Here is a 25,344-nt window from a genome sequence, read left to right as displayed (position 1 = left end):
GAGAGAGAAAAAGGAGCGGGGAGCATGCCGGAATTACCAGAAGTTGAAACCGTCCGGCGCACACTCAAGCGGTTAGTCGAAGGAAAGACGATTGAAACGGTCAATATCAAATGGCCAAATATCATCAAACGTCCTGGGGAGCCGGAAGAGTTCGCAAGAAGGATGGTAGGAGAAACGATACAAACCATTGAAAGAAGAGGAAAGTTCCTGCTCTTTCATTTAGACCACTACGTAATGGTCTCCCATTTAAGGATGGAAGGGAAATACCGTGTACATGAAGCGCATGAGCCATACGATAAACATGTACACGTCGTCTTTACGTTTACAGACGGTACTGAGCTTCGGTATCATGATGTGCGTAAATTTGGCACGATGCATTTATTTCATCCGGGTGAAGAAGAAAAGGAACTCCCGCTCTCGCAGCTGGGGTATGAGCCTTTTGATGATCAATTCACTCCGGAATATTTATGGGAGCAATTGAAAAAAACTTCCCGTGTGGTCAAAACAGCGCTGCTTGATCAAAAGATTGTCGTGGGACTAGGTAATATTTATGTAGATGAGGTTTTGTTTAAAGCAGGCATTCATCCAGAAACAAAAGCGAATCAGCTCAGCCTTGATTCGTGCAAAGTGCTTCACAGGCATATTATCGATACACTTCAAGTAGCGGTAGATGCAGGAGGAAGCACGATTCGCTCATATATCAATTCACAAGGTGATATTGGCACATTTCAGCTGCAGCTTCTTGTGTATGACCGGCGGGGAGAGCCTTGTCAAACATGCGGAAGCATCATTGAGAAAACAGTAGTCGGAGGGCGCGGCACTCATTTTTGTGTGACCTGCCAAAAGCGTCCTCAATAAAAATCAGCCATCAGCATGCTTCCTTTTTGCTGTGCATACGATAAAAAACATTCATTTTTCAGCAAGGTGTAGACTGACACACAGCCCACCTGCTCTTCATATAGTGAAGAAGAGTCTAAGGACGCCTAGAGACTCTTGATCATCGTTGCATGAACAGAAAGGAAGAGTTCAGGTATGATTTCGATTTCGCTCCTGTTTTTAGCTATTGCAGTCAGCATTGACAGCTTTTCTGTAGGATTTACGTATGGACTTCGTAAAATGAAGATTCCATTTAAAGCGATTGTCATTATTGCGTGCTGTTCAGGGATTGTGCTGCTCATTTCCATGCTGATTGGCAGCCTGCTGACGACATTCCTCCCTGTCTCAGTGACAGATAAACTTGGTGGAGGCATTTTAATCGCCATTGGACTTTGGGTCCTTTATCAATTTTACAAACCAGCGAAAGAGCGTGATTTGCTCCTTCATGAAAAGACATTGCTCAATGTGGAAGTGCAATCGCTTGGTCTTGTCATTCAAATTTTGCGAAAGCCGACAAGTGCAGATATTGACCGTTCTGGGACGATCAATGGAATAGAAGCGGTGCTTCTTGGGATTGCTTTATCCATTGATGCATTTGGCGCAGGGATTGGCGCTGCGATTCTAGGCTTTTCTCCAATTGTCATGAGTATCACTGTGGCCGTGATGAGCTCACTTTTTGTGTGTATCGGGCTCCGTTCCGGTCATTACTTGGCCAATTGGCGCTGGATCGATAAACTTGCATGCTTACCAGGGCTTCTGCTCATTTTAATTGGGGTGTGGAAGCTGTAAAGGAGGAAATCAATTGACGCTTGTCATTGGATTAACAGGCGGGATTGCTAGTGGAAAAAGCACCGTCTCGCAAATGATAAAAGAGCAGGGCATCCGGGTCGTGGACGCAGATGTCATTGCAAAAGAAGCAGTTGCCAAAGGAACACCAGCTCTTCAACAAATCGTTCAAACCTTTGGTGAGGATGTTCTCCTGCCAAATGGGGAGCTGAACCGGCAGCAGCTTGGAGCCGTCATTTTTTCTGATGAAGAGAAAAGAAAGCAGCTGAATGCCATTGTTCATCCTGAAGTGAGAAAAGAAATGCTCAAACAGAGAGATGAAGGGGTTAGTCAGAAGGAAACCTTCGTTGTCCTCGATATCCCGCTTTTATTTGAAAGTCAGCTTGAAAGTCTCGTCGACCGCATCATTGTGGTGTATACAACGCCCGAATTGCAGCTGTCGCGGCTCATGAATCGAAATGACCTCAGCGAGGAAGAAGCGCTGAATCGTATTCACTCTCAGCAGCCTCTTGAGGAGAAATGTAAAAAAGCAGACCGCGTGATAGAGAACACACAAGATCTCGCGTTTATTAGAAAGCAATTGCAGAACATATTAAATGAATGGGAACATACAGATAAGTAAGAGTACATACACGTACTCTTCTTTTTTTATGCTTTATTCTGATTTCCTTTGAAAAGAACAGCCCTTTTTAGAAAATATACGTTTATATACTGGCAATTACATTCTAATGTGATATACTAATTTCATAAATAAATTTATTGAGTATAACACATAATAGAGGAGTGACCTGTTCATGAAGGTAAAAGCAGCGATCAATGGGTTTGGCAGAATTGGACGCATGGTCTTCAGAAAAGCAATGCTTGATGATCAAATTCAAATTGTAGCGGTGAACGCAAGCTATCCTGCCGAAACGCTAGCACATTTAATTAAATATGACACAAATCATGGACGTTACGAATGTGATGTGACAGCAGAAGATAACGCCTTGATTGTGAATGGCAAAAGAGTTCTTTTGCTTAATAATAGAGACCCGAAGCAGCTTCCATGGGGAGAGCTTGGGATTGATATCGTCATTGAAGCAACAGGTAAATTTAATTCAAAAGATCAAGCGATGGGCCATATAGATGCCGGAGCGAAAAAAGTCGTTCTAACAGCTCCAGGTAAAAATGAAGACATTACGATTGTGATGGGTGTCAATGAGGATGATCTTGATCCTGAAAAGCACGTCATTATTTCAAACGCATCTTGTACAACAAACTGTTTAGCACCAGTTGTGAAACTGTTAGATGATGAATTTGGCATCGACAATGGTTTAATGACAACGGTTCATGCTTATACAAATGATCAAAAAAATATCGATAACCCGCATAAGGATCTGCGCCGGGCGAGAGCATGTGCTCAGTCCATTATTCCAACTACGACGGGTGCCGCTAAAGCGCTTTCTTTAGTGCTTCCGCACATGAAAGGGAAATTACACGGACTTGCACTCCGCGTACCAGTTTCCAATGTGTCGATGGTTGATCTTGTCGTTGACTTGAAAAAAGATGTCACAGCAGAAGAAGTCAATGCAGCCTTCTCGAATGCATCTAAAACATCTCTTGCCGGTATTTTAGATTACACAGATGAGCCGCTTGTCTCTACGGACTTTAACACAAACCCTTATTCAGCAGTCGTTGATGGACTGACAACGATGGTAATGGAAGGGAGAAAAGTGAAAGTTCTTGCATGGTATGACAATGAATGGGGTTATTCATGCCGAGTGGTTGACCTTGTAAAGTTTGTCGGCGCACAGATGAAAGAGCTGTCTGCTGTTTGAAATGAAGAAGACGATCGTCCCTTTTCAAGAAATGAGAGAAAATCCCACTAAAAACACAGCTTGCAAAATGGGTCTAAACAAAGTATACTATTTTTCGTGAACTTCTTGTTCGCAGACTCATTCGGGTATACTTAAAGGGTTAGGACCTCTTAGGACTAACTTTCCCCCGTGGTATATGTCCGGTCCGGCTGCTTAGAACTTCACTCTTTCATTCTTGTTTAAAGGGGGGTCCATGATGGAAACAATCGGACGTCACGTTATCTCCGAGCTATGGGGATGCGACTGTGATAAACTGAACGACATGGATTTTATTGAAAAAACGTTTGTAAATGCAGCTTTGAAATCAGGAGCTGAGGTAAGAGAGGTTGCTTTTCACAAATTTGCACCTCAAGGAGTAAGTGGAGTTGTCATTATTTCTGAATCTCATCTGACAATTCACAGCTTTCCTGAACATGGTTATGCGAGCATAGATGTTTATACTTGCGGTGACCTAGATCCGAATATTGCAGCAGATCATATCGGAGATGAATTAGGTGCTGAAACAAGAGAAAACATCGAAATTCCTCGAGGCATGGGACCTGTACAAGTAAAACAGGCACAAGCCAAAGCACTGTAAACATAAAAAAGATTGCAATGGGAGCTGGCCAAAAGCATTGAATGCCTTTGTGTTATGCTCCTTTTTATATTTTTTTGATAAAAAATCCAACATTCCCCAGCTTGTCTATACTTTTGTTCTAGGAAAACAAAGGTTTTTTTTATAAAATAAAGAAAGAGGCATTATGGCAAAGGGGATACGTGTATGACTTTAAGACAAAAGTTTAAACGGTTCATGTCAAACCATACAGAAACATCTGACGAGCATCCAGTGTCAGAACTGAAAAGCCATTACTACAAATCGACGAATACACAAGTTTTTCAAGCGGTGGAAACCATTCTTTCCCGAAGCGATTCTTATCAAGTGACATCTGTTTCAGCAGAACGAGGTGAAATCAGCGCAAACATACGATTGCCGAAAAAAGCCTTTCTCGTGGCGACTGTCATTTCAATTCGTCCTTTTGAAACAGCTGTCGATTTTAATGTAACAACAGAAACGGCCCTGCCAACAGATTTCGGCTATAGTCAAAAGACCGTTCTGTCCCTTTATGATGAACTAGACAAACAACTTCCAAGAATAGATCGGAGCTGATGAAATGAAATGTCCCACATGTCAGCACCTTGGCACAAGGGTGCTTGATTCAAGACCAGTAGATGAAGGGAAATCCATCCGTCGCAGAAGAGAGTGCGAAAGCTGCCAATATCGCTTTACGACGTTTGAAAAATTAGAAGAATTACCGCTGATTGTGGTGAAAAAAGAAGGGATTCGAGAAGAATTCAGCCGCGAAAAAATGCTGAGAGGACTCATCAAAGCGTGTGAAAAGCGTCCTGTCGCTTTAAAGCAGCTGGAGGATGTCTGCTTTAATATTGAAAAAGAACTGCGCAATCAAGGCATGTCAGAGGTGAAAAGCGAGCTTGTAGGTGAAATGGTCATGGACGAGCTGGCGAAAATTGATGAAGTGTCTTACGTCAGGTTTGCCTCGGTTTACCGGCAGTTTAAAGACATTAATGTCTTTATTGATGAATTAAAAGACCTATTAAAGAAAGAACGCTAAAAAGAGCTGGAGATTCTTCATGCTCTTTTTCCTGCGTAAAGCGTAAAACGCAAAAAGAGTGTACAATGGAAACAATCGCAATTCATGGGGAGGATCAGCATATGACAGAGCATTGGAAGGAAGTGCTAGCCGTCGATCCGTATGTCGTCAAAAGCGCTTCATTGCTCGGTGACATCGATAGACAGCTCATCACTCTTTTATATCAGCCGCTTATTGGCATGTCCGCTTTCAGCTTATACATGACGCTGTGGGGAGAGCTGGAACAAAATCGTATGTGGGGGAAACCTGCACCTCATCGGCAGCTCATGGTCATGCTGCAAACGAATTTAAATGATATTTTTGAGGAACGTTTAAAGCTTGAAGCGATCGGCTTACTCCGCACATATGAACAGGAAACGGAAGAAGGCAGACTGTTTACATATGAGCTTGTACCGCCGCTAAGACCAGATGAATTTTTCCAAGATGGTATGCTGAATGTCCTGCTGTACCATCGTGTAGAGAAAGCAAAATATATGCAGCTTCGCGACTATTTCTCTTATCCGGGTGTTCCTGCAGAAGCAAAGAATATTTCACGGTCGTTTGAAGAAGTGTTTCACGTATTGCAGCCAGGCGAGCGCAAGATGACAGAAGAAATTCATCAGGCGTCATCGCTTGATCAAGGCTATGAATATGTGACCGTTGGATCGAGTCAGCCGGCACCGCTCTCGGACGAATCCTTTGATTTCGATCTATTATTAGCCGGTATGTCTGACATGATGATTCCAAGAAAGGCTTTGACAAAGCAGGTAAAAGAAACAATTAAGAAGTTAGCTGTTGTATACGGCATCACCCCGCTTCAAATGCAAAATATTGTAGCAGGTGCATGCGGTTCGGATCAAATGATCTCAACAGAAGAGCTGAGAAAAGCAGCAAGAGACTGGTACCAAATTGAATACAGAGGCGAACAGCCAAAGCTGATTGATCAAAAACAGCCAAGACACTTGCGCCAAGATGCTTCAAAGACGCAGGCGGCAGATACTCCAGATGCAAAATTGATTGAAAAGCTGGATCATATTTCGCCTAGGGAGCTGCTAAAAGACATGGCAGATGGCATTGAGCCAACATATGCCGACTTAAGAATTGTCGAAGATATCATGCTCGAGCAGCAGCTAGAGCCAGGTGTCATGAATGTTCTCATCTACTATACATTACTCAAAACAGATATGAAGCTGTCGAAAGCATATATGCAAAAAATCGCTTCTCATTGGGTGAGAAAGAAAATCAAAACCGTTGCTGCGGCCATGAAAATTGCAAAAGAAGAGAACAGACAAATGACAGAGTGGGCGCAGCAGAAAAAGCAGCGCAGCCCATATGGTTCAGGAAAAGTCGTCCGGGAAGAGAAACTGCCTGACTGGATGAAAGAAACCGAAACAAAAGAACAGCCGGCAAAAGAGCAAACGGACAATCTGTCTACAGAAGACCTTGAACGAGAAAAAGAAAAACTGTTAGATCAGTTTAAAAATATGAAAAAGTACAATGCACATTAAGGTGAGGTGAGTTGGGATGAAACCGATCGGTCGTTCATTTGAACAGCTAAAAGGACGAGTAGATTTTCGCGTGAGATACAATCAGATTAAAGAAAGTGTGTTGTCTGATGAAGATGTGAAGGCATTTTTACAGAAGCATCAAGAAGAGATACATGAAGACATGATCAATCGCAGCTTGAACCGGCTCTTTGAATATGTGCAGCAGTCGAAGGGCTGCTCTTACTGCTTAGATGACGAAAACGTCAATGCCATTTTAGATGGGTATCACCCGAAGCTTGTGATCAAAGGTCAGAGTATTGATATTGAATATTCCCCTTGCCTGGTCAAGCTGCGGCTCGATAGACAGAAAAAACAGCAAGAGCTGATGAAAAGCATGTATATTCCGCAAAATGTCCTTCAAGCGACGTTCGCTGATCTGAACGTTGTGGGAAGACAAGAGGTCATTCAAAAAGTAGGTCAATTCCTCCAAAGCTATGATGAGACTGGAAAAGGAAAAGGCTTGTATTTACACGGAAAGTTTGGAGTAGGAAAAACGTATATACTAGCAGCTATTGCGCAGCAGCTAGCGGAAAAAGAATACCCATCTCTCCTTGTTTACGTGCCTGAATTTGTGAGAGAGTTAAAAAATTCATTAGCCGATCATACGCTAGAAGAAAAGCTGAATATGGTCAAGTCCACCCCTATTTTAATGCTTGATGATATTGGGGCAGAATCGATGACAAGCTGGGTGCGGGATGAACTGCTCGGTACGATCTTACAATACCGTATGGCAGAGCAGCTGCCGACGTTTTTCTCTTCTAATTTCTCCCCAAATGAGCTGAAGCATCACTTTACGTACTCGCAGCGGGGGGAAAAAGAAGAGGTCAAAGCCGCTCGTTTAATGGAACGGATTCTCTATTTAGCAGAGCCTGTCTTGCTCGAAGGAGAAAACCGCCGTCATTTATAAAAGCGTATGTCACCTGAAGGAGGAGCAAATGAAATGAACAAAAGAAAATGGCTGCTTTTTCTTGTGATTGGCATTCTTGCTGCTGCGCTGTGGTGGCTGAATAAACAGCATCTTCAGCTGGCGCCGAAAGATGTGAAGAATTGGGTGCTTCAATTTGGAATGCTGGCTCCCTTTGTTTTTCTTTTCTTATCTCTTTTCCGCCCGTTTGTTCTCGTCCCTATTACGGTCTTTTCGCTTGCAGCAGGTTTGGCATTCGGCAGTGTCCTTGGGACGATTTATGCCCTTATTGGAGCTACAGCCGGGGCAACAGGCTCCTTCATGATTGCTTCAACCTTTCGAGCAAAAAAGAAGGAAACGGAATCAAACAGCCGGAAGCTGAAAGCGGTGACGTCCCGTATTCAGGAGCATGGATTTCTTTATATTTTGTTATTGCGTATTGCACCGATTCATTTTGATTTTGTCAGCTATGCGGCAGCCGCTTCACGTACAAATTATCGTGCATTTGTGGCAGCCACCTTTTTAGGCTTAATACCGGGTACAATTGCGTTAAATGTTCTCGGCTCAAGCTTTGTCAGCGGCAATTATGCCGCCTTAGCGGTTGTTTGTTTGATTTATTTGATCTTTATTTCCGTTCCACTCATTTTAAAAAGAAAGATGCCTGATTTATTTTAGGCGTCTATTTTTTATGTTCTCCCCATATATATGTAACAGATGTCGTTAGGGGGGACAAACATGCTTGAAATAATCTTTGAAGATGAATATGATACCGCCGCTTTTTTACATCTTGCTGAACACTTAGACAGTCGGCATCACATGTCAATTCAACAAGGGAAAGACCGGCTTCTCATAGAGGCGAAGGAATCAGAAGAAGCACTTGAGCACATTGTGCGGCCATTATTGGTTCACTTTTTTTTGGAATGCAAAGAAAATGAGCGCATGCGCAGCATTCTTGAAAACACGTATTTATTTAAAGATCCTGAAGAGCAGCACCAAATTCTTTCCATCGCTCACAGTATCATGAACGGGGACTTAGATGATATTCCCGGCATTCAGCAAGACCCGTCAAGAGAAGCCCTTTTAAAAAAGGAGCTTGAAGCGATTTCTTTACAGCAAGGTGTTTTTTCAATTGGTTCATTTATGACATTTAGGCTGTCAGAGTATGACCGAAGGCTGAAGAACTATGTTGAAGTGTCCATTGAAGAATACAAAATGGAGCAAGAGTATCAAAATTTCATTCAATCACTTCGAGACTATGTGATGGCAAGAGAGCCTAGGCTCGAAAAAGTACATGTTGTGCATCAGGACCGCCTGGTGATTTGGGAATTTCGCTACGCTTCTGAGCGTGATCAAAAACAATACATAGACAGACAGTTTGTAAGAGAGCATCCAATGTATATTGATTCGCAGCTGATTGCACCGCTTGTCTCCATTGCACCGCAAAAAATTGACCTGTTTACAAATGATACAGGTCACTCGATGGTGCAAACCATTCAAAATATTTTTCAAGAAAGGGTCGAGGTGTTCCCGTCTCATTCATTCCAAGAGCAGAATGTTCAATTTGTACATGCTCATTTCAACAAGAAAAGTGAAAAGCTTTCTTGATTTTCACGAAAAAACGTTTTATAATACGGTGTAACTTCATACAGAGACCGTATTGATAAGGACATGAACAAATGAACACCCGCTTAAAGAGAGGGAAGCCGCGGCTGAAAGCTTCCTAGCAGAGGACCATTTGCTTTACCACCTTTGAACATCAGCTGTGAACTTTTTAGTAATGGCTGACGGGAATTCCCGTTATCGAACCGCAAGCCGTATTTGCTTATGAAAAAGCAAGCTGCAAATACGGGAAAAAGGGTGGAACCACGATTCCGTTTATTCAACCTCGTCCCTTTCCAGGGGGCGGGGTTTTTATATTGCCAAAAAAAGGAGTGACCAGAGATGTCAGAACAAATTCAACTTACATTTCCAGATGGAGCAGTCAAGGAGTTTGACAAAACAGCTACAACAGAAGACATCGCGGCATCAATTAGCCCGGGCCTAAAGAAAAAAGCACTTGCCGGTAAATTGAACGGTAAAGAAATAGATCTGCGTACGCCGCTATTAGAAAGTGGAACAATCGAGATCATCACAGATAAAAGTGAAGAAGCACTCGACATTATGCGCCACAGCACAGCTCATTTGCTAGCGCAGGCGATCAAACGTCTGTATGGAAAAGAGCATCACGTTCAGTTTGGCGTAGGTCCTGTCATCGAAAATGGCTTCTACTACGATGTAGACATCGATGTTGCCATCACACCTGAAGACTTACCAAAGATTGAAAAAGAAATGAAGAAAATCATTAACAGCAATCTGCCAATTGAGCGAATTGAAGTATCAAGAGAAGAAGCGAAAAAGCGCTTTGAAGCGATTGGTGATGAATTGAAGCTTGAGCTGTTAGAGGCGATTCCAGAAGGTGAAGCTGTGACGATTTATGAGCAGGGTGAATTCTTTGACCTCTGCCGCGGGATTCACTTGCCGTCTACAGGGAAAATCAAAGAATTTAAACTGTTAAGCCTTGCCGGTGCATACTGGAGAGGTGACAGTAACAACCAAATGCTTCAGCGTATTTACGGAACAGCTTTCTTCAGCAAAGAAGATTTAAATGAACACTTACGTCTGCTGGAAGAAGCGAAAGAACGCGATCACCGTAAGCTTGGAAAAGAGCTGAAACTGTTTGCGAATTCCCAAAAGGTTGGTCAAGGACTTCCGCTTTGGCTGCCAAAAGGCGCTACAATCCGCCGCGTCATTGAGCGTTACATTGTCGATAAAGAAGTGCGTCTTGGCTATGAACATGTGTACACACCAGTTCTTGCAAGTGTTGAATTGTATAAAACATCAGGACACTGGGCGCATTATCAAGAAGACATGTTCCCAGTAATGGAAATGGACAACGAAGATCTTGTTCTTCGTCCGATGAACTGTCCGCACCATATGATGATTTACAAAAACGAGCCGCACAGCTATCGCGAATTGCCAATTCGTATTGCAGAGCTTGGTACAATGCACCGCTATGAAATGTCAGGTGCCTTATCCGGCCTTCAGCGTGTTCGCGGTATGACATTAAACGATGCACACATCTTTGTTCGTCCAGATCAAATCAAAGACGAGTTCATCCGTACAGTTCGTTTAATTGAAGAAGTGTATCAAGACTTTGGCTTGAATGACTACACATTCCGCTTGTCTTATCGTGATCCAGAAGATACTGAGAAGTATTTCGATGACGATGCGATGTGGAATAAAGCACAATCGATGCTGAAGGATGCAATGGACGAGCTTGGTCACGACTACTATGAAGCAGAAGGCGAAGCGGCATTTTATGGGCCGAAGCTTGATGTACAAGTGAAGACAGCTCTTGGAAAAGAAGAGACATTATCCACTGTACAGCTTGATTTCTTACTTCCAGAACGCTTTGATCTCACATATATCGGAGAAGATGGAAAGCACCATCGTCCAGTCGTGATTCATAGAGGTGTTGTTTCTACAATGGAACGTTTCGTTGCCTTCTTAATTGAAGAGTACAAAGGAGCCCTTCCAACATGGCTGGCACCTGTACAATTCCAAGTCATCCCAGTTTCACCGTCTGTTCATTTAGACTATGCGAAAAAAGTACAAGAACGTTTGCAGCTTGAAGGTCTTCGTGTAGAGCTTGACAGCCGCGATGAAAAAATTGGGTACAAAATTAGAGAAGCGCAAATGCAAAAGATTCCGTACATGCTTGTCGTCGGAGATCAAGAAGCAGAAAATGGCGCTGTCAATGTAAGAAAATACGGGGAACAAGATTCAGAAACAATGGATCTTGAAGCCTTTGTGAAACATGCAGTAGCAGAAGCAAAGAAATAATAAGCACAGCCAGTGATTCTCTTTAGATCACTGGCTTTTTCTTTTTGGAGAACACTTCCACTAGTGATCCAATTCCTAAAAAGAGACGTTTAGATAGTACAAAAGTAAGGGTAAGTATGTACTATTGGTTCGAGACAAATTGGGGGAATGAAAGCGATGATGCAAACAACAAACAATTTTTCGTCACATATATTGGAGCAATCAGCTGTTCTTCGTGCATTAGAGCACTCGCTGGCAATGATTGAATTTAATGTGACAGGTGAAGTTCTATGGGTGAACGATATTTTTGCAAAAGCCATGGGATATTCTAAAGAAGAGATGATCGGTCTTCAACATAGACAGTTCTGTCCTCCGCATATTATAGAACACACGAGCTATCACATGTTTTGGAAGCGTTTGAGAGAAGGTCAAGTCTTTCAGGAAAAAGTGCAGCGGATCACAAAAAACGGCAGCAGCTTATGGCTTGAAGCAACATATTCACCTGTTCATGATGAAGAAGGAACTGTAGTGGGTGTTGTGAAAGTGGCAACAGATATTACGGAGAGAGAACATACAATGAAGCAAGTCGTAGAAGACCTAAAGGAGATGTCTGCGAAATTAATGGAACGAGCAGAAATTGGCATTCAGCATAGTCAAAGTGTCAATGCCTCCTTTGATCATATAGCAAACGAAACCGATCAAAATATGAGCTTGTTAAAAGGATTAACGGAGCAGGTAGAGTCCATCAGCTCCATTGCTGCAAGCATTAACAGCATTTCTTCACAAACCCAGCTGCTCGCTTTAAATGCGGCAATAGAAGCGGCACATGCGGGTTCCTATGGAAATGGCTTTAGTGTAGTGGCAGCAGAGATTCGAAAGCTTGCGACAAATTCAAAAGAAGCGATCGTCAAGGTAGATCAATATGTGAAGGCGATCCATGCAGAAGTAGAGAAAGTCAGCAGCGGAACAAGCCGGGCAAAGACAACCGTGTTTACAAACCGGGATCTTGTAAAGCAGGCAAGTGAAGAATTCATCGTTGTAGGAGAAGCAGCACGCGGCTTAGACCGGCAAGCGCAAAGTCTAGCGGCAATCATATAGCTCTAAGACTACAAAAACACCCAATCTCGTCGTCAGGAGAAGGGTGTTTTTTTGTTCTATTTTAATATATCAAACAATTCATGTAAGTCTTTGATTTCATAATCAGGCGTTACATCTGTTTCGTTTTTCTTGCCATGGCGATTGATCCAAACGGTTTGGATGCCAGCGCGAGATGCGCCGAGAATATCTGTTTTCGGATTATCTCCAACCATGATCGCTTCGTCTTTTGTTAAGTTTAACAGCTGAAGGCAGTGCTCAAAGATACCCGGATCAGGTTTGCCTTTCCCGTAGTCTCCTGAAATCACAATTTCGTTAAAATAAGGGGCAAGCTCAGGAACACCTGCCAGTTTTTCCTTTTGAAGGCTAGGATCTCCGTTTGTTAAAAGGAGCAATTCGTAGCTGCCTTTCAGGCGGTTTAAAACAGGGTATGTTTCTTCATAGACATATGGGCGTTTTCTGCGCTCTGCTGCAAAGAAATCAGCCAAATATTGTCCAAATGCCTCATCGTCAATTCCCGCTGCCCTTAAGCCATTGGTCCAAGCGTTTTTGCGATACTCTGGTGCAAGGGCGTTCAGCTTTTGAAAGCCTTCGCTAATCGGTTCACTAAAATTCGACCACAGTCCTTCGAAAGGATTAATGCCGATCATGACAGTATAATCATATGTTTCATAGGAAGAGTACAGCTTTCTTGCTTCTTCACGTACAATCTGTTCAAACGATTCTGGATCAAGTCCATATTTCTTTTCCGCTTCCCGGCAAGTTTCCTGAAAAGTTGTGTGAATGCTTTTTTCATCCCAAAGCAAAGTATCATCTAAATCGAAAAATACGGCTTTCATGATCTTCTCCCTTGTTATGTATGTGTTACCTTCAATTGCAAGTGACAGGCTCATGTTCATTTTACAATAGAAGAAGAGGGCAATAAAGAAAAGATTTGAGAGATATTTGATCATTGACCGCACATGATAGAATAGAAAGACAGTAGATATGACATACATCATTTGAGGTGGCCGGTTTGCTTCATTTAATTATCATGATGATCGAGCGTGTGGGGATCATCGTTATTTTAGGATTTGTGCTTGCCCATGTGAAGGGCTTTCGCAATCTATTGCTACATAATCAAGGGTTTCGGAAAAAGGCAATTCTTGTCTTCATTTTTGCTTCTTTTAGTATTATCAGCAATTACACAGGAATTGAAATTCAGCAGCAAATTGTCATGAATCATGAGTTTTCTTATCACCTTGGCTCGTCAAGCTCTATCGCCAATACGAGAATTATGGGGATCGAAATGGGTGGTTTAATCGGGGGGCCGTTTGTAGGGATTGGCGCAGGGCTTTTAGCTGGAATTCATCGCTATTCCTTAGGAGGAAGCACCGCGCTCAGCTGTGCGATTTCTTCCATTTTAGCGGGTGTCATTGCAGGCTATGTCGGCAGCAGGTTTAAGCGGAGGAATCGAATGGTGACACCTCGCCAAGCAGCTCTTTTTGGTGTGGCGATGGAATCATTGCAGATGATCATTATCCTTCTGTTTGCAAGGCCATTTGCGGATGCATGGGGGCTTGTCAGTATCATCGCCCTGCCGATGATCTTTGTGAATGGAATCGGCAGCTTTATCTTTTTATCTATTTTACAGTCAGTCATTCGGCAAGAAGAGCAGGCAAAGGCGATGCAGACACATCGTGTATTTTCGATCGCCGATCAAACACTGCCTTTTTTCCGCCAAGGGTTAAATGAACAGTCATGTAAAAGTGTGGCGGAGATCATTCATCGGTTGACTGAAACAGATGCGGTCTCCTTAACAGACACAGAAAAGATTTTAGCACATGTCGGAGATGGAACAGATCATCATATTCCATCTAAAAGCCTGATTACAGGGCTGTCGAAACAGGTCTTGATGAGCGGCAAGATTATGAAGGCGCATTCGAAGGGCGAAATCAATTGTTCAGTCGCCCATTGCCCTCTTGAAGCGGCCATCGTGCTGCCGCTCACTTCTAACGGTCAAACGATTGGAACGTTAAAAATGTATTTCAATTCTCCGGTCGGATTAAGCAGGGTGGAAGAGGAGCTTGCAGAAGGTTTGGCGATGCTGTTTTCCACACAGCTTGAGCTGGGGGAGGCGGAAACTCAAAGCCGCCTCTTAAAAGATGCAGAGATCAAAGCACTTCAAGCACAAGTGAACCCGCACTTTTTATTTAACGCTATTAATACCATCTCTGTTTTATGCAGAACCAATGTGGAGATGGCAAGGAAGCTGCTGCTTCAGCTAAGTATTTATTTCCGTTCAAATATGCAAGGCGCCCGCCATTTGCTGATTCCAATGCAGAAGGAGATTCAGCATGTGGAGGCATATTTATCACTCGAACAAGCAAGGTTTCCAAATAGATACCATGTGACCTTTCAAATCGAAAAGGAGCTGGAGCAGGTGATGATTCCGCCCTTTGTGCTTCAGGTGCTTGTTGAAAACGCAGTGAGACATGCTTTTCCTAAACATCAAAAGAATTGTGAAGTCATCGTATCTGCTTTTATGAAAGATGGGCATGTTTATATGAAAGTGACAGATAATGGACAAGGGATCGATGATGACAAGATGGCTCAGCTATTAAAAGCGCCTGTCGAATCACTAGAAGGAACAGGGACAGCCCTTTTTAATTTAGATCAGCGGTTAAGAGGGATTTTTGGCAGACAAGCCGCTTTATCCATTTATAGTGACCAAGGCACTGACATCTCATTTCGCATTCCGATGGACTATGTAAAAAAGGATGATTCTCGTTGATGAAAGTATTAATCGTAGATGATGAAGTGTTAGCAAGGGATGAATTAAAATACTTATTACGAAGAACGAAAGAGGATGTTCAAATACAGGAAGCAGAAAATATAGAATCTGCTTTTGACCGGATGGTCGATCATAAGCCGGATCTGCTCTTTTTAGACATTGATTTATCTGGTGAGAACGGATTTGATATTGCCAAAAGGCTCAACCGGATGTCTGATCCGCCAGCGGTTGTATTTGCGACAGCCTTTGATCAATATGCGCTGAAGGCGTTTGAGGTAAGTGCCCTTGATTACTTAACAAAACCATTTGATGAAGAGCGGCTGCTCCAGACGATTCAAAAGTTTAAAAAGTGGAAATCTGTTGAGACGCAAGAGCACCAGCTGTCAGATGAGAAAGCGCCCCGCCAGCAAAAATTAGCGATCTCAGTTGATGACTCAATTGTGATCCTGCGAGTTGAAGAGATCATGTATGTAGGACTCAGCGAGGGGAAAAAGGTCGTGAAAACAAAGGATCACATGTATGAGGTCTCAGAACCGCTGGTGGTCATTGAAAAGAAACTTCCTGAGGCTTACTTTATGAGGGTCCATCGCAGCTATATCGTGAATACCTCTCATATGAAAGAAGTACAGCCGTGGTTTAATTCGACGTATAATCTGCATATGACAGACGGGTCTATCATTCCTGTCAGCCGCACATATGCCAAAGAATTAAAGAAGTCACTCCTGCTAGAGTAGGAGGGCTTTTTTTGTTTGTATTTCAATACTCGTTTTTTGCATTTCAGTCATTGAATCCAGCGAGTTTTATTGTAAACGCTTCATTCGTTTATTTCATGCCTTATACTGAGGGCAGTCGAAGAAAGAGGTGAAGCGGCATGAGTGCCACGAAAGTATATGGATTTCTATCTCAAGCATTTATTTTTGCAACCGTAATGTTTGTTTCTAATCTCATTTCAATGTATTTACCGATTCCGATGCCCGCATCCGTCATTGGTTTGGTTCTATTATTTGTTTTGTTAACAACGAAAATCGTTAAACTGGAGCAGGTGGAGCAATTAGGTACATCATTGACAGGACTCATTAGCTTTCTATTTGTTCCCTCTGGAATCTCAGTCATTCAATCACTAGGTGTCATGCAAGAAGTAGGTGTGCAAGTAGTCGGCGTCATTATCATTGCAACCATTATGCTACTTGCAGCGACAGGGCTGTTTTCGCAGCTTCTCATGCAATTATCAGAAAGACCGCAGAAACGTAAAGAGACAAAGGAGAGTAAATCTGCTCCTTCTCATTCAAATAAACCAGCTTCAAGTACGCATTAAAGGAGAGATGCAAAATGGGTACAAGTACAATGAGTCCTTACTTTGGCATTGTCGTCTCATTGGTCGCCTTTGGAATAGGGACATTCTTATTTAAAAAATCAAAAGGTTTCTTCTTGTTCACCCCGCTGTTTGTGGCGATGGTACTGGGCATTTTATTTTTGAAAATTGGCGGTTTTTCCTACGCAGATTATAATGAGGGCGGCAAGATTATCAAATTTTTCTTAGAGCCTGCCACGATTGCTTTCGCTATCCCGCTTTATAAGCAGAGAGCCTTGCTTAAAAAATATTGGTGGCAAATTTTATCCGCTATTTTTGTAGGTTCACTTTGTTCCATTACGATCGTATATCTCGTAGCGAAAGGGATTCATTTAGATGCGGCTGTGATGAAAAGCATGCTTCCACAAGCAGCGACAACAGCGATTGCTCTTCCGATTGCAAAGGATATTGGCGGAATCGCAGATATCACAGCCTTTGCGGTCATATTTAACGCAGTCATTGTCTATGCACTAGGTGCCTTCTTCTTAAAATTATTTCGCATTAAAAACCCAGTGGCAAAAGGTCTTGCACTTGGTACATCAGGACATGCGCTTGGGGTTTCTGTTGGAATTGAGATGGGAGAAGTAGAAGCAGCGATGGCAAGTATCGCCGTTGTGGTCGTAGGAGTTGTGACCGTTATTGTCATCCCAATCTTTATGCAGTTGATTCTTTGATGGCGTCATTGTGTGAAAAAGTCTTGCCCAATTCGTCTCATCATGTTAAACTGAAAAAGTTGTTTCAAGAGTTCGGTTACTTGACGAACGAATGAAAATTGTGTAGAATAATTAACGAATTGAATAGATATCACAAGCAGAAGCACCCGCTTCTCACCTGATTGACACATGTTTGTAGTTGACAGGTTGACCGTACATTTATTTTTTCATGCAAATGTTCGCAGTGTGGGTGTTTTATATGCCCACACTTTTTGTTTGCCTGTAAAACATACAACGAAATGGTCAAATGAATTGTGAACTCAATTCAAAATCTCATGGAGGTGGCTCACTATTAGCAAAGATCAATTAGTTAATGAAGGTATTCGTGCGCGTGAAGTTCGTTTGATCGGACAAAATGGCGATCAGCTTGGGATTAAAACCCGCCAGGAAGCTCTGGAAATTGCTGCTAAAGCCAATCTTGACCTTGTGTTAGTTGCTGCAAATGCAAAACCACCTGTTTGCCGAATCATGGACTATGGTAAGTTCCGATTCGAACAGCAGAAGAAGGAAAAAGAGGCACGTAAGAATCAAAAAATCATTAGCTTAAAAGAAGTTCGGTTGAGCCCGACAATCGATGAACATGATTTTAACACGAAGCTCCGTAATGCAATCAAATTCCTTGAAAAGGGAGATAAAGTGAAAGCTTCTATCCGCTTTAAAGGCCGTGCGATTACGCATAAAGAAATCGGACAGCGCGTGTTAGACCGTTTCTCTGAAGCCTGCGCTGAAGTAGCAACAGTAGAAACAAAACCTAAGATGGACGGACGCAGCATGTTCCTCATGCTTGCACCAAAAGTCGAAAAGTAAAGTAACAGAGGGAGGAAACATCCAATGCCAAAAATGAAAACTCACCGCGGATCTGCTAAACGTTTCAAAAAAACAGGTTCTGGTAAACTTAAACGTTCTCATGCGTACACAAGTCACTTGTTCGCTAACAAATCTACAAAGCAAAAACGTAAATTGCGTAAGAGTGCAATCGTAAGTGCTGGAGATTTCAAACGTATCAAACAACAACTTGCAAACATTAAGTAATTTGGAATAGGAATCATAGGAGGGAATTACAATGCCAAGAGTAAAAGGCGGAACTGTGTCGCGTCAGCGTCGTAAAAAGGTTCTTAAATTAGCAAAAGGTTATTTCGGTTCAAAACATAGATTATACAAAGTAGCAAACCAACAGGTGATGAAATCTGGAAACTACGCTTTCCGTGACCGTCGTCAGAAAAAACGTGACTTCCGTAAACTATGGATCACTCGTATCAACGCTGCAGCTCGTATGAACGGTCTTTCTTACAGCCGTTTAATGCATGGCTTAAAGCTTTCTGGTATCGAAGTAAACCGCAAAATGCTTGCTGACCTTGCTGTGAATGACCTAAATGCATTCAATCAGCTTGCTGATGCTGCAAAAGCACAACTAGACAAGTAAGTTCTATAAAAGATCATTCCTTCGAGGGGTGATCTTTTTTTCTCATCATGTGAGGTGAAATGAATGAATATGGCTTTGATCCTGCTGCTTATTTTGGTGAATGGCTATGGCTTTTTTCTCATGGGTGAAGACAAACGCCGGGCCAAAGCACATAAATGGAGAATTTCAGAGGCGCATTTATGGAGTGCTGCGGTTCTTTTTGGCGCTGCCGGGTCGTATCTAGGAATGCAGTATTTCCGGCATAAAACAAAGCATCCTGCCTTTCAAATCGGCATGCCTTTATTAATTATTTTGCAGTTGATCCTATTGGGATATATCCAAGTTATTTGAAAAAGGAGCAGACGCCATTAGGACGGCGTGTCTGCTCCTTTTTTTTGTTTGATTTTTTTTATGGGCTGATCCCAATCAATTTTTGTTTGAGGATAACGCTCGATAATGTTTTCCTCCAGTTTTTCAAAGTCTTCTAATGTAAATTCACTCAGCTTCTCAGGTGACTCCGTCCAAACGTAAATGGAGTGGACAAACAGAGGATGATCCTTAGAAGGAACATGCTTCTCCCCTTCAAACAAGACACCTTTATAGACGAAATTAAAATTTTTGCGCGCATTTTGCTGTTCGTCCATAAAATAAAAGCCTTCTTTTAATTGTGCTTGTTTCAGCTTTCTTCTCGGATTTGAGAAGAATTTTACCGCCATGTAGAAGATGTAGACAAGCAGTGCAACAAGAGCTAGTCTCATGAGGATTACAAACATGACAGGATGCACCTCCAATACCGTTATCTGATGTACTACGAATGAAAACGCCAAAAGGTTTCAACTTTTTTTAAAAAAATATTTCGTAAAACGAAAAAATATTCATAAAAAGATCGTATTGAACGAAAGAGGTTTTGTATAATAAGAATGCACCATGAAGATAAAGGAGGATAAATGGAATGACAAAGCTCGATCAAACATTAACTATGCTGAAAGACCTAACGGATGCAAAAGGGATTCCAGGAAATGAACGTGATGTCAAAAAAGTCATGCAGACATACATAGAATCATATGCAGATGAAGTCTCTACAGACCGCCTTGGCAGCTTGATCGCTAAAAAGGAAGGAAACGCTAACGGACCTAAAATTATGCTCGCTGGTCACTTAGATGAAGTAGGATTCATGGTGACAAAAATTGATGACAAAGGCTACATTCGTTTTCAAACAGTCGGCGGCTGGTGGTCACAGGTCATGCTCGCCCAGCGTGTCACCATTGTGACGAAAAAGGGAGAGATCACAGGGGTAATTGGTTCAAAGCCACCACACGTTTTGTCACCTGAAGCTCGTAAAAAGTCAATTGAGATTACGGATATGTTTATTGATATTGGGGCGTCAAGCAAAGAACAGGCAATGGAGTGGGGCGTGCTGCCTGGAGATCAAATCGTTCCTTACTTTGAGTTTACAGTCATGAATGATGAAAAAATGCTCCTTGCAAAAGCATGGGACAACCGCATTGGCTGTGCAGTCGCCATTGATGTCATGAAAAATTTGCACAATGCTCAGCATGAGAATATTGCTTACAGCGTCGCAACTGTCCAAGAGGAAGTAGGCCTGCGCGGAGCTAAAACAGCAGCGGCTACAATTCAGCCCGATATTGGATTTGCCATTGATGTAGGTGTAGCAGGAGATACACCAGGCATCACTGAGAAAGAAGCAACTAGCAAACTTGGCAAAGGCCCAACGATTGTTGTATTTGATGCTTCAATGGTCTCTCATAAAGGACTTCGTGATTTTGTTGTCCAAACAGCTGATGAGCTGAACATTCCTTATCAATATGACTCAATGCCTGGCGGCGGGACAGATGCTGGCGGTATTCATTTAACAGGTCATGGAGTTCCATCACTATCTATCGGGATTCCCAGCAGATATATTCATACCCATGCTGCAATGATTCACCGAGATGATTATGAAAATGCAGTGAAGCTTTTAACAGAAGTGATCAAAAGACTTGATCAAAAAACCGTTGAACAGATTACGTACGGTTCTTAAGTAAGAATGCCTTTCCTCAGTACAGGGGAAAGGCTTTTTTTATTGAATTTCCCAGGAAATGAACGGTGTTTTCGAGGTGAGTCAAAAGAACTGTTTTTGGTAAAAGAAGAGCGTATTTCCTAGTGAATAAGGCACATGTGATCGAGCGTTTATTTTTGTAAGATGAAAGCAATAAAAAGGACAGAGCCATAGAATGCCCTGTCAAAAGAGAGTTTATGGAAGTAGGTGAAGCTACCTTAAGAATAAACACATTATTCTTATTTGTCAACTTGGTTTTAAAAGAAAGAAAAATCAATCAATTTATGTTATATTTGTAACAAATTGTTTATACAAAGGGGATGGTTAAATGAATGCGGTTACAATTGTAATAGGATCTATGTGTATTTTAGCGATTGCCTATCGTCTTTATGGCACATTTATGATGGTCAAGGTATTAAAGGTCACAGATGATCATCCTACACCGGCTCACACGCTAGAGGACGGGAAAGATTATGTGCCGACAAATAAATGGGTCACATTTGGGCATCACTTTGCTGCGATTGCAGCTGCTGGTCCGTTAGTGGGTCCAATTTTAGCCGCTCAATTTGGATATTTACCTGGTCTCCTTTGGCTTTTAATTGGTGCAGTCATAGGCGGAGCTGTACATGATCTAGTCGTCTTATTTGCGTCGATGCGAAAAAAGGGGAAATCATTATCAGAGGTAGCGAAGGAAGAGCTGGGACCTGTCGCTGGTTTTTGTACAGGGCTTGCGATGCTGTTTATTATTACCATCACAATGGCAGGTTTGTCTATGGTTGTGCTTCATGCTTTAGAACGTAACCCTTGGGGGACATTTGCAGTTGGAATCACGATTCCGATTGCAATGGGGGTTGGTCTGTATTATAAAAAAACAGGCAATTTAAAGCTGGCGACATCTGCGGGATTTATTTTGCTGATGTTTGGTGTATTCCTTGGGCCAAATATTCAAGGAACGGCACTAGGTGATTTTTTAACACTTGATACAAAAACGCTTGCTCTTGCCCTGCCGATCTATGCCTTTTTTGCTGCGGCTCTGCCAGTTTGGCTGCTGCTTGCACCGAGGGACTATTTAAGTAGTTTTATGAAAATTGGTGTATTCATTGCGCTGATTGCCGGAATCTTTGTCGTGAATCCGTCCATTCAATTCCCCGCGTTTACAGAGTTTGTGAATGGAGGAGGACCTGTATTAGCTGGTCCTGTCTGGCCATTTATTTCAATTACCATTGCTTGCGGTGCGATCTCTGGTTTCCACGCATTTGTTGGTTCTGGGACAACGCCTAAGATGCTGGACCGCTGGAGTGATATGAAGCCTGTTGCGTTTGGCGCAATGCTGGTAGAATGCTTAGTTGGGATTATGGCTTTAATTGCGGCTACGGCCCTGCATCCAGGAGATTATTTTGCGATAAACAGTACACCAGAAGTGTTCCGAACACTCGGTATGAGTGTCGAAAACCTTCCACAGCTGAGTAAGGAAATCGGCCTTGACTTAGAAGGAAGAACGGGTGGTGCCGTGACATTGGCGGTAGGGATGGCGTATATCTTTACGGGGATTCCGTTCTTTAGTCATTTGGCTTCTTACTTCTTCCAGTTCGTCATTATGTTTGAGGCTGTCTTTATTTTAACTGCTATTGATGCGGGGACACGTGTGGCACGCTACTTGATTCAAGACTTCTTAGGTGAAGCATATAAACCGCTTAAACGAACTGACTGGGTACCTGGTTCGGTGTTTGCAAGTGCGCTTGCTTGTTTTATGTGGGGATACTTACTTTATTCAGGAGACATCGGGTCTATTTGGGCGCTGTTTGGGGTTTCAAATCAGTTAATGGCCTCGGTTGGTTTAATCATTGGGGCAACCGTTGTATTAAAAATTGCAGATAAAAGGCGATATATGCTGACTTGTTTAATTCCACTTGCTTACTTATATGTGACGGTGAATTATGCAGGCTATTGGATGGTAGCGAATGTATATCTCAATCCTGAAGCATCCGGTTACAGCGTGCTGAATGCGGTGCTTTCGATCATTATGCTGATCTTAGGATTTGTGATTATTGTGTTTGCGATGAAAAAATGGGTTGAAATCTGGCGGGATCCAGCGCTTCGGATGGAAACGCCTATCACTGGCTAAATGAAAAAGGCCGGCTTGCTTTTATAAGCAAACCGGCTTCTTTTATTGCTGCTGCTGAGGCTTTAAGCCTTGTTCTAATGTTTCAAGGATCTCATTTTTCTCGTTTTCTGATGCTTCTTGCCATAGCACTTCGAACAACACGCCAAGGCCTGGCAGCATTTTTTCCTCGCCGCTTTGAATAGCATCTAAAATCGTATGTTCAAGCTGTTCTTGATTATGGCCAGTAATGTTTTGAATGACTGCGCCTCTTAAATTAAAATCCATTGCCCACACTCCTTTTTTGATGGTAATAGCCCTATTCTGTCTCAAAGACAGGTTTATTATGTAGTGTGCATGAGATATAATAAATTCATGATAATTAAAGGAGTTAACGTCGCTTGAAATATATAGAATCAGCTAAAAACACAAACATTAAACAGTGGAAGAAGCTCCATACGAAAAAAGAACGAACAAAAACGGGGCTGTTTCTCGTTGAGGGAATACATTTAGTCGAAGAAGCATTAAAGAGCGGGATCGTGAAGGAATTAATGGTCACCTCGCCCGATAAGCTTCCTTCTCATATCCAGCCTGACATTGAGCTATATGAACTGAGCGAAGAGGCCTTTTCTGCCATGACAGAAACAGAAACGCCTCAGCACATTGCCGCAGTCTGTACAGTTCCTGTTTTTGAAGAAAAGAAGGTTGAACGGCTTCTTTTATTAGACGCAGTACAGGACCCGGGGAATTTAGGCACACTCATTCGAACAGCAGATGCCGCTGGCCTTGATGCCGTGATCGTAGGAGAAGGAACAGTTGATGCGTTTAACGGAAAAACGCTCCGTTCGGCACAAGGGTCTCATTTTCACCTGCCTATCTTAAAGCAAACTCTTCAACAGGCGATCACGGAGCTGAAAGAACGAGGCATACCTGTATACGGAAGTGCTTTAAAAGATGCGAAAGAGTATAGAAGCGTAACGGCAGAAGGTCCGTTTGCATTAATTGTTGGAAATGAAGGGGCTGGTATTGACCCAGAGATTCTGCAAATGACAGACCAAAATTTATATGTACCAATGTATGGGCAGGCAGAATCATTAAATGTAGCTGTTGCAGCCGCTGTTCTTGTTTATCATTTGCGTGGATAGTGTTGCACCGAAAAGCAGAATAAACTTCTGTATTCATTGGCACATAAGGGCTAAGTATCATTCAACTGGAATTCAATGCGTGTTATTTATCTCAAAAACGAACCTATATTGCACCCATAAAAAGAAATATCATGTTCTTTGTCAATAGAAAAAGAAGTAGCATATCATACTACTTCTTTGAACTTTCTCCATTCGATTAAAAATCTCTTTACTGCAATTACAGGATCATGTTCACGATAATCCACCATAATATAATATCCATTTTCTTCAGCATATATTTGCTTACATTGATCTATCGTCTCTTGATCTACAACAGATCGAGTGAAAGCATCCTGAAAATGTTGTTTACCATGAACCTCGATATACACATTATATTTAGGTAGGTGGAAGTCATATCTGCGTATTTTCCCATCAATTGATACAGGGTACTCTGCTTGATATTTGACTTTCATCTCCCTCAAGATATTCCCGATTGCTTTTTCACCTGTTGAACTCGTACATTCGGGGCAACTTGTTTGATTAGTTGTGCGAGTATTTATTTAGGTTTGCCATTCATGACCTTGTTCACATTTCCAATACGCTTTATACCTGATGCCTCTTTTATAGTCAAATGGAGTACCTGTATTTCTTTCACAATCCCATTCTGATGCTATTTCAGGGTGCTTTACTGCCAAGTAATTACAATACGCACATTCAAAGTTTTTATGAAATGCGTCTTTATTTCTGTTTAACTTGGTGTAACTATTAACTGATTTCGCTTCTTTTTCTGATTGAAGTTTATTGCACTTATCACAGCGAAAAAACACTTTGCTTTTTGATCCATATGAAATATCACGAAATTCTAAGTTGTTATTATCTTGTGGATGAAAGTATTTCTTTAGATTTGGTCTCACATCAAGTAATGATTTTTTCACCAAAACCAACCTCCCTACTCCTATTATATTTGTCAATCGAAAGGAGTAAGGATCAAGGAGAGGGGAATATTTAATATTCCACCCATTTTAATCATCAGGTTGTTCAAAGTGTGTCAGGATATACTTTGTGTTATGTTCACCTTCTAAATAATCATTCACAGTTTCTTTAGTGATAGTAGCTTTAATAATGCTTGGTACCCTAAATTGAAGGTTTTTTTCATCTTTTAATTTTTTAAACATATCTGATGACATTTTACCGCCAATTTCACCTATTGTATCTGTAGAAATTCTAAATCTATTGTAGGTTGTATTAATGGATGTAAGCAATCCTTC

At 42.0% G+C, this 25,344-nt stretch carries 30 protein-coding genes and 2 other annotated features; of the genes, 24 read left to right on the top strand and 6 right to left on the bottom strand.

Going from position 1 to position 25,344, the window contains the following annotated elements; translation table 11 throughout:
• The first annotated feature begins 24 nt into the window (after positions 1-24).
• The 13 genes from mutM to NSQ25_RS13060 all read left to right on the top strand — a co-directional run bounded on the left by mutM (position 25) and on the right by NSQ25_RS13060 (position 12,556).
• The gene (mutM, locus tag NSQ25_RS13120; RefSeq protein WP_065214542.1) at positions 25-858 is read left to right on the top strand and encodes a DNA-formamidopyrimidine glycosylase; all 834 of its coding nucleotides are present in this window, start codon (positions 25-27) and stop codon (positions 856-858) included.
• A gap of 174 nt (positions 859-1,032) precedes the next feature.
• The gene (gene ytaF, locus NSQ25_RS13115; RefSeq protein ID WP_034279660.1) at positions 1,033-1,665 is read left to right on the top strand and encodes a sporulation membrane protein YtaF; all 633 of its coding nucleotides are present in this window, start codon (positions 1,033-1,035) and stop codon (positions 1,663-1,665) included.
• A gap of 13 nt (positions 1,666-1,678) precedes the next feature.
• Complete coding sequence (gene coaE / locus NSQ25_RS13110) at positions 1,679-2,284, top strand: dephospho-CoA kinase (RefSeq protein ID WP_034279663.1); 606 nt, start codon at positions 1,679-1,681, stop codon at positions 2,282-2,284.
• A 172-nt stretch (positions 2,285-2,456) separates the two neighbouring features.
• Positions 2,457-3,479, top strand: a complete 1,023-nt coding sequence (locus NSQ25_RS13105; RefSeq protein WP_252049690.1) for a glyceraldehyde-3-phosphate dehydrogenase — start codon at positions 2,457-2,459, stop codon at positions 3,477-3,479.
• 235 nt (positions 3,480-3,714) lie between these two features.
• The gene (speD, locus tag NSQ25_RS13100) at positions 3,715-4,095 is read left to right on the top strand and encodes an adenosylmethionine decarboxylase (RefSeq protein WP_003216492.1); all 381 of its coding nucleotides are present in this window, start codon (positions 3,715-3,717) and stop codon (positions 4,093-4,095) included.
• Positions 4,096-4,278: 183 nt separating this feature from the next.
• Positions 4,279-4,665 carry a hypothetical protein gene (locus NSQ25_RS13095; RefSeq protein WP_034279668.1) on the top strand — a complete coding sequence of 129 codons (387 nt, stop codon included), beginning with the start codon at positions 4,279-4,281 and terminating at the stop codon, positions 4,663-4,665.
• A gap of 4 nt (positions 4,666-4,669) precedes the next feature.
• Positions 4,670-5,128 (top strand): transcriptional regulator NrdR, encoded by a 459-nt coding sequence (gene nrdR, locus NSQ25_RS13090; protein ID WP_003216720.1) that lies wholly within the window; start codon positions 4,670-4,672, stop codon positions 5,126-5,128.
• A gap of 101 nt (positions 5,129-5,229) precedes the next feature.
• On the top strand, positions 5,230-6,654 hold the full coding sequence (locus tag NSQ25_RS13085; RefSeq protein ID WP_176967071.1) for a replication initiation and membrane attachment family protein: 1,425 nt from the start codon (positions 5,230-5,232) through the stop codon (positions 6,652-6,654).
• A 16-nt stretch (positions 6,655-6,670) separates the two neighbouring features.
• Positions 6,671-7,600, top strand: coding sequence for a primosomal protein DnaI (gene dnaI / locus NSQ25_RS13080; RefSeq protein ID WP_034279671.1), 930 nt, complete (start codon positions 6,671-6,673; stop codon positions 7,598-7,600).
• Between the two features lie 33 nt (positions 7,601-7,633).
• Positions 7,634-8,272 carry a TVP38/TMEM64 family protein gene (locus NSQ25_RS13075; protein ID WP_098677050.1) on the top strand — a complete coding sequence of 213 codons (639 nt, stop codon included), beginning with the start codon at positions 7,634-7,636 and terminating at the stop codon, positions 8,270-8,272.
• A gap of 60 nt (positions 8,273-8,332) precedes the next feature.
• Positions 8,333-9,202, top strand: coding sequence for a putative sporulation protein YtxC (ytxC, locus tag NSQ25_RS13070; RefSeq protein ID WP_024425712.1), 870 nt, complete (start codon positions 8,333-8,335; stop codon positions 9,200-9,202).
• A 43-nt stretch (positions 9,203-9,245) separates the two neighbouring features.
• Positions 9,246-9,493 (top strand) — a binding site (T-box leader).
• Positions 9,494-9,538: 45 nt separating this feature from the next.
• Entirely contained in the window at positions 9,539-11,479 is a 1,941-nt protein-coding gene (thrS, locus tag NSQ25_RS13065; RefSeq protein WP_024426134.1) for a threonine--tRNA ligase, read from the top strand.
• Between the two features lie 156 nt (positions 11,480-11,635).
• Positions 11,636-12,556 (top strand): methyl-accepting chemotaxis protein, encoded by a 921-nt coding sequence (locus NSQ25_RS13060; RefSeq protein ID WP_326136169.1) that lies wholly within the window; start codon positions 11,636-11,638, stop codon positions 12,554-12,556.
• Positions 12,557-12,612: 56 nt separating this feature from the next.
• On the opposite strand, the gene NSQ25_RS13055 is transcribed toward NSQ25_RS13060, so the two are convergent.
• The gene (locus tag NSQ25_RS13055; protein ID WP_211043122.1) at positions 12,613-13,392 is read right to left on the bottom strand and encodes an HAD family hydrolase; all 780 of its coding nucleotides are present in this window, start codon (positions 13,390-13,392) and stop codon (positions 12,613-12,615) included.
• A 176-nt stretch (positions 13,393-13,568) separates the two neighbouring features.
• Here NSQ25_RS13055 and NSQ25_RS13050 point away from each other — a divergent pair, with 176 nt between their 5' ends.
• The 8 genes from NSQ25_RS13050 (at position 13,569) to NSQ25_RS13015 (ending at position 19,143) form a co-directional block, all read left to right on the top strand.
• Entirely contained in the window at positions 13,569-15,326 is a 1,758-nt protein-coding gene (locus tag NSQ25_RS13050) for a sensor histidine kinase (protein ID WP_326136170.1), read from the top strand.
• Positions 15,323-16,060 (top strand): LytTR family transcriptional regulator DNA-binding domain-containing protein, encoded by a 738-nt coding sequence (locus NSQ25_RS13045; RefSeq protein WP_081124652.1) that lies wholly within the window; start codon positions 15,323-15,325, stop codon positions 16,058-16,060. Before NSQ25_RS13050 ends, NSQ25_RS13045 begins: the two co-directional genes overlap by 4 nt.
• Positions 16,061-16,197: 137 nt before the next feature.
• The gene (lrgA, locus tag NSQ25_RS13040; RefSeq protein ID WP_024425718.1) at positions 16,198-16,641 is read left to right on the top strand and encodes an antiholin-like murein hydrolase modulator LrgA; all 444 of its coding nucleotides are present in this window, start codon (positions 16,198-16,200) and stop codon (positions 16,639-16,641) included.
• A gap of 14 nt (positions 16,642-16,655) precedes the next feature.
• Positions 16,656-17,351, top strand: a complete 696-nt coding sequence (gene lrgB, locus NSQ25_RS13035; protein WP_326136171.1) for an antiholin-like protein LrgB — start codon at positions 16,656-16,658, stop codon at positions 17,349-17,351.
• A gap of 128 nt (positions 17,352-17,479) precedes the next feature.
• Positions 17,480-17,611, top strand: a sequence feature (ribosomal protein L20 leader region).
• A gap of 70 nt (positions 17,612-17,681) precedes the next feature.
• Positions 17,682-18,197 (top strand): translation initiation factor IF-3, encoded by a 516-nt coding sequence (infC, locus tag NSQ25_RS13030; protein WP_024425720.1) that lies wholly within the window; start codon positions 17,682-17,684, stop codon positions 18,195-18,197.
• A gap of 24 nt (positions 18,198-18,221) precedes the next feature.
• Complete coding sequence (rpmI, locus tag NSQ25_RS13025; RefSeq protein ID WP_003216324.1) at positions 18,222-18,422, top strand: 50S ribosomal protein L35; 201 nt, start codon at positions 18,222-18,224, stop codon at positions 18,420-18,422.
• Positions 18,423-18,453: 31 nt separating this feature from the next.
• The gene (gene rplT / locus NSQ25_RS13020; RefSeq protein WP_007501659.1) at positions 18,454-18,813 is read left to right on the top strand and encodes a 50S ribosomal protein L20; all 360 of its coding nucleotides are present in this window, start codon (positions 18,454-18,456) and stop codon (positions 18,811-18,813) included.
• Between the two features lie 63 nt (positions 18,814-18,876).
• Positions 18,877-19,143 (top strand): DUF1294 domain-containing protein, encoded by a 267-nt coding sequence (locus tag NSQ25_RS13015; protein ID WP_034279690.1) that lies wholly within the window; start codon positions 18,877-18,879, stop codon positions 19,141-19,143.
• A 17-nt stretch (positions 19,144-19,160) separates the two neighbouring features.
• Here NSQ25_RS13015 and NSQ25_RS13010 read toward each other — a convergent pair whose 3' ends face one another.
• Positions 19,161-19,565, bottom strand: coding sequence for a hypothetical protein (locus tag NSQ25_RS13010; RefSeq protein WP_024426127.1), 405 nt, complete (start codon positions 19,563-19,565; stop codon positions 19,161-19,163).
• Positions 19,566-19,744: 179 nt separating this feature from the next.
• Between NSQ25_RS13010 and NSQ25_RS13005 the strand changes: the two genes are divergently transcribed.
• A complete protein-coding gene (locus NSQ25_RS13005; RefSeq protein ID WP_024425723.1) occupies positions 19,745-20,833 on the top strand; it encodes a M42 family metallopeptidase in 1,089 nt (362 codons plus the stop codon).
• 346 nt (positions 20,834-21,179) lie between these two features.
• Positions 21,180-22,976 carry a carbon starvation protein CstA gene (gene cstA / locus NSQ25_RS13000; protein ID WP_041086552.1) on the top strand — a complete coding sequence of 599 codons (1,797 nt, stop codon included), beginning with the start codon at positions 21,180-21,182 and terminating at the stop codon, positions 22,974-22,976.
• A 42-nt stretch (positions 22,977-23,018) separates the two neighbouring features.
• Here the strand turns inward: cstA and sspI are convergent, their stop codons facing one another.
• On the bottom strand, positions 23,019-23,240 hold the full coding sequence (gene sspI / locus NSQ25_RS12995) for a small acid-soluble spore protein SspI (RefSeq protein ID WP_024425725.1): 222 nt from the start codon (positions 23,238-23,240) through the stop codon (positions 23,019-23,021).
• A gap of 113 nt (positions 23,241-23,353) precedes the next feature.
• On the opposite strand from sspI, the gene NSQ25_RS12990 reads away from it, so the two are divergent.
• Positions 23,354-24,097, top strand: coding sequence for an RNA methyltransferase (locus NSQ25_RS12990; protein ID WP_041107192.1), 744 nt, complete (start codon positions 23,354-23,356; stop codon positions 24,095-24,097).
• Between the two features lie 164 nt (positions 24,098-24,261).
• Here NSQ25_RS12990 and NSQ25_RS12985 read toward each other — a convergent pair whose 3' ends face one another.
• From NSQ25_RS12985 to NSQ25_RS12975, 3 genes are all read right to left on the bottom strand, one after another.
• A complete protein-coding gene (locus tag NSQ25_RS12985) occupies positions 24,262-24,549 on the bottom strand; it encodes a hypothetical protein (protein WP_326136172.1) in 288 nt (95 codons plus the stop codon).
• An 87-nt stretch (positions 24,550-24,636) separates the two neighbouring features.
• A complete protein-coding gene (locus tag NSQ25_RS12980; protein ID WP_326136173.1) occupies positions 24,637-25,011 on the bottom strand; it encodes a zinc-ribbon domain-containing protein in 375 nt (124 codons plus the stop codon).
• An 87-nt stretch (positions 25,012-25,098) separates the two neighbouring features.
• Positions 25,099-25,338, bottom strand: coding sequence for a hypothetical protein (locus NSQ25_RS12975; RefSeq protein ID WP_326136174.1), 240 nt, complete (start codon positions 25,336-25,338; stop codon positions 25,099-25,101).
• Positions 25,339-25,344 lie beyond the last annotated feature (6 nt).

This window comes from Bacillus sp. FSL R5-0512 (assembly GCF_038593295.1).
GTDB classification, from domain to species: domain Bacteria; phylum Bacillota; class Bacilli; order Bacillales; family Bacillaceae; genus Bacillus; species Bacillus safensis.
This window is presented reverse-complemented; position numbering and strand designations above follow the sequence as displayed.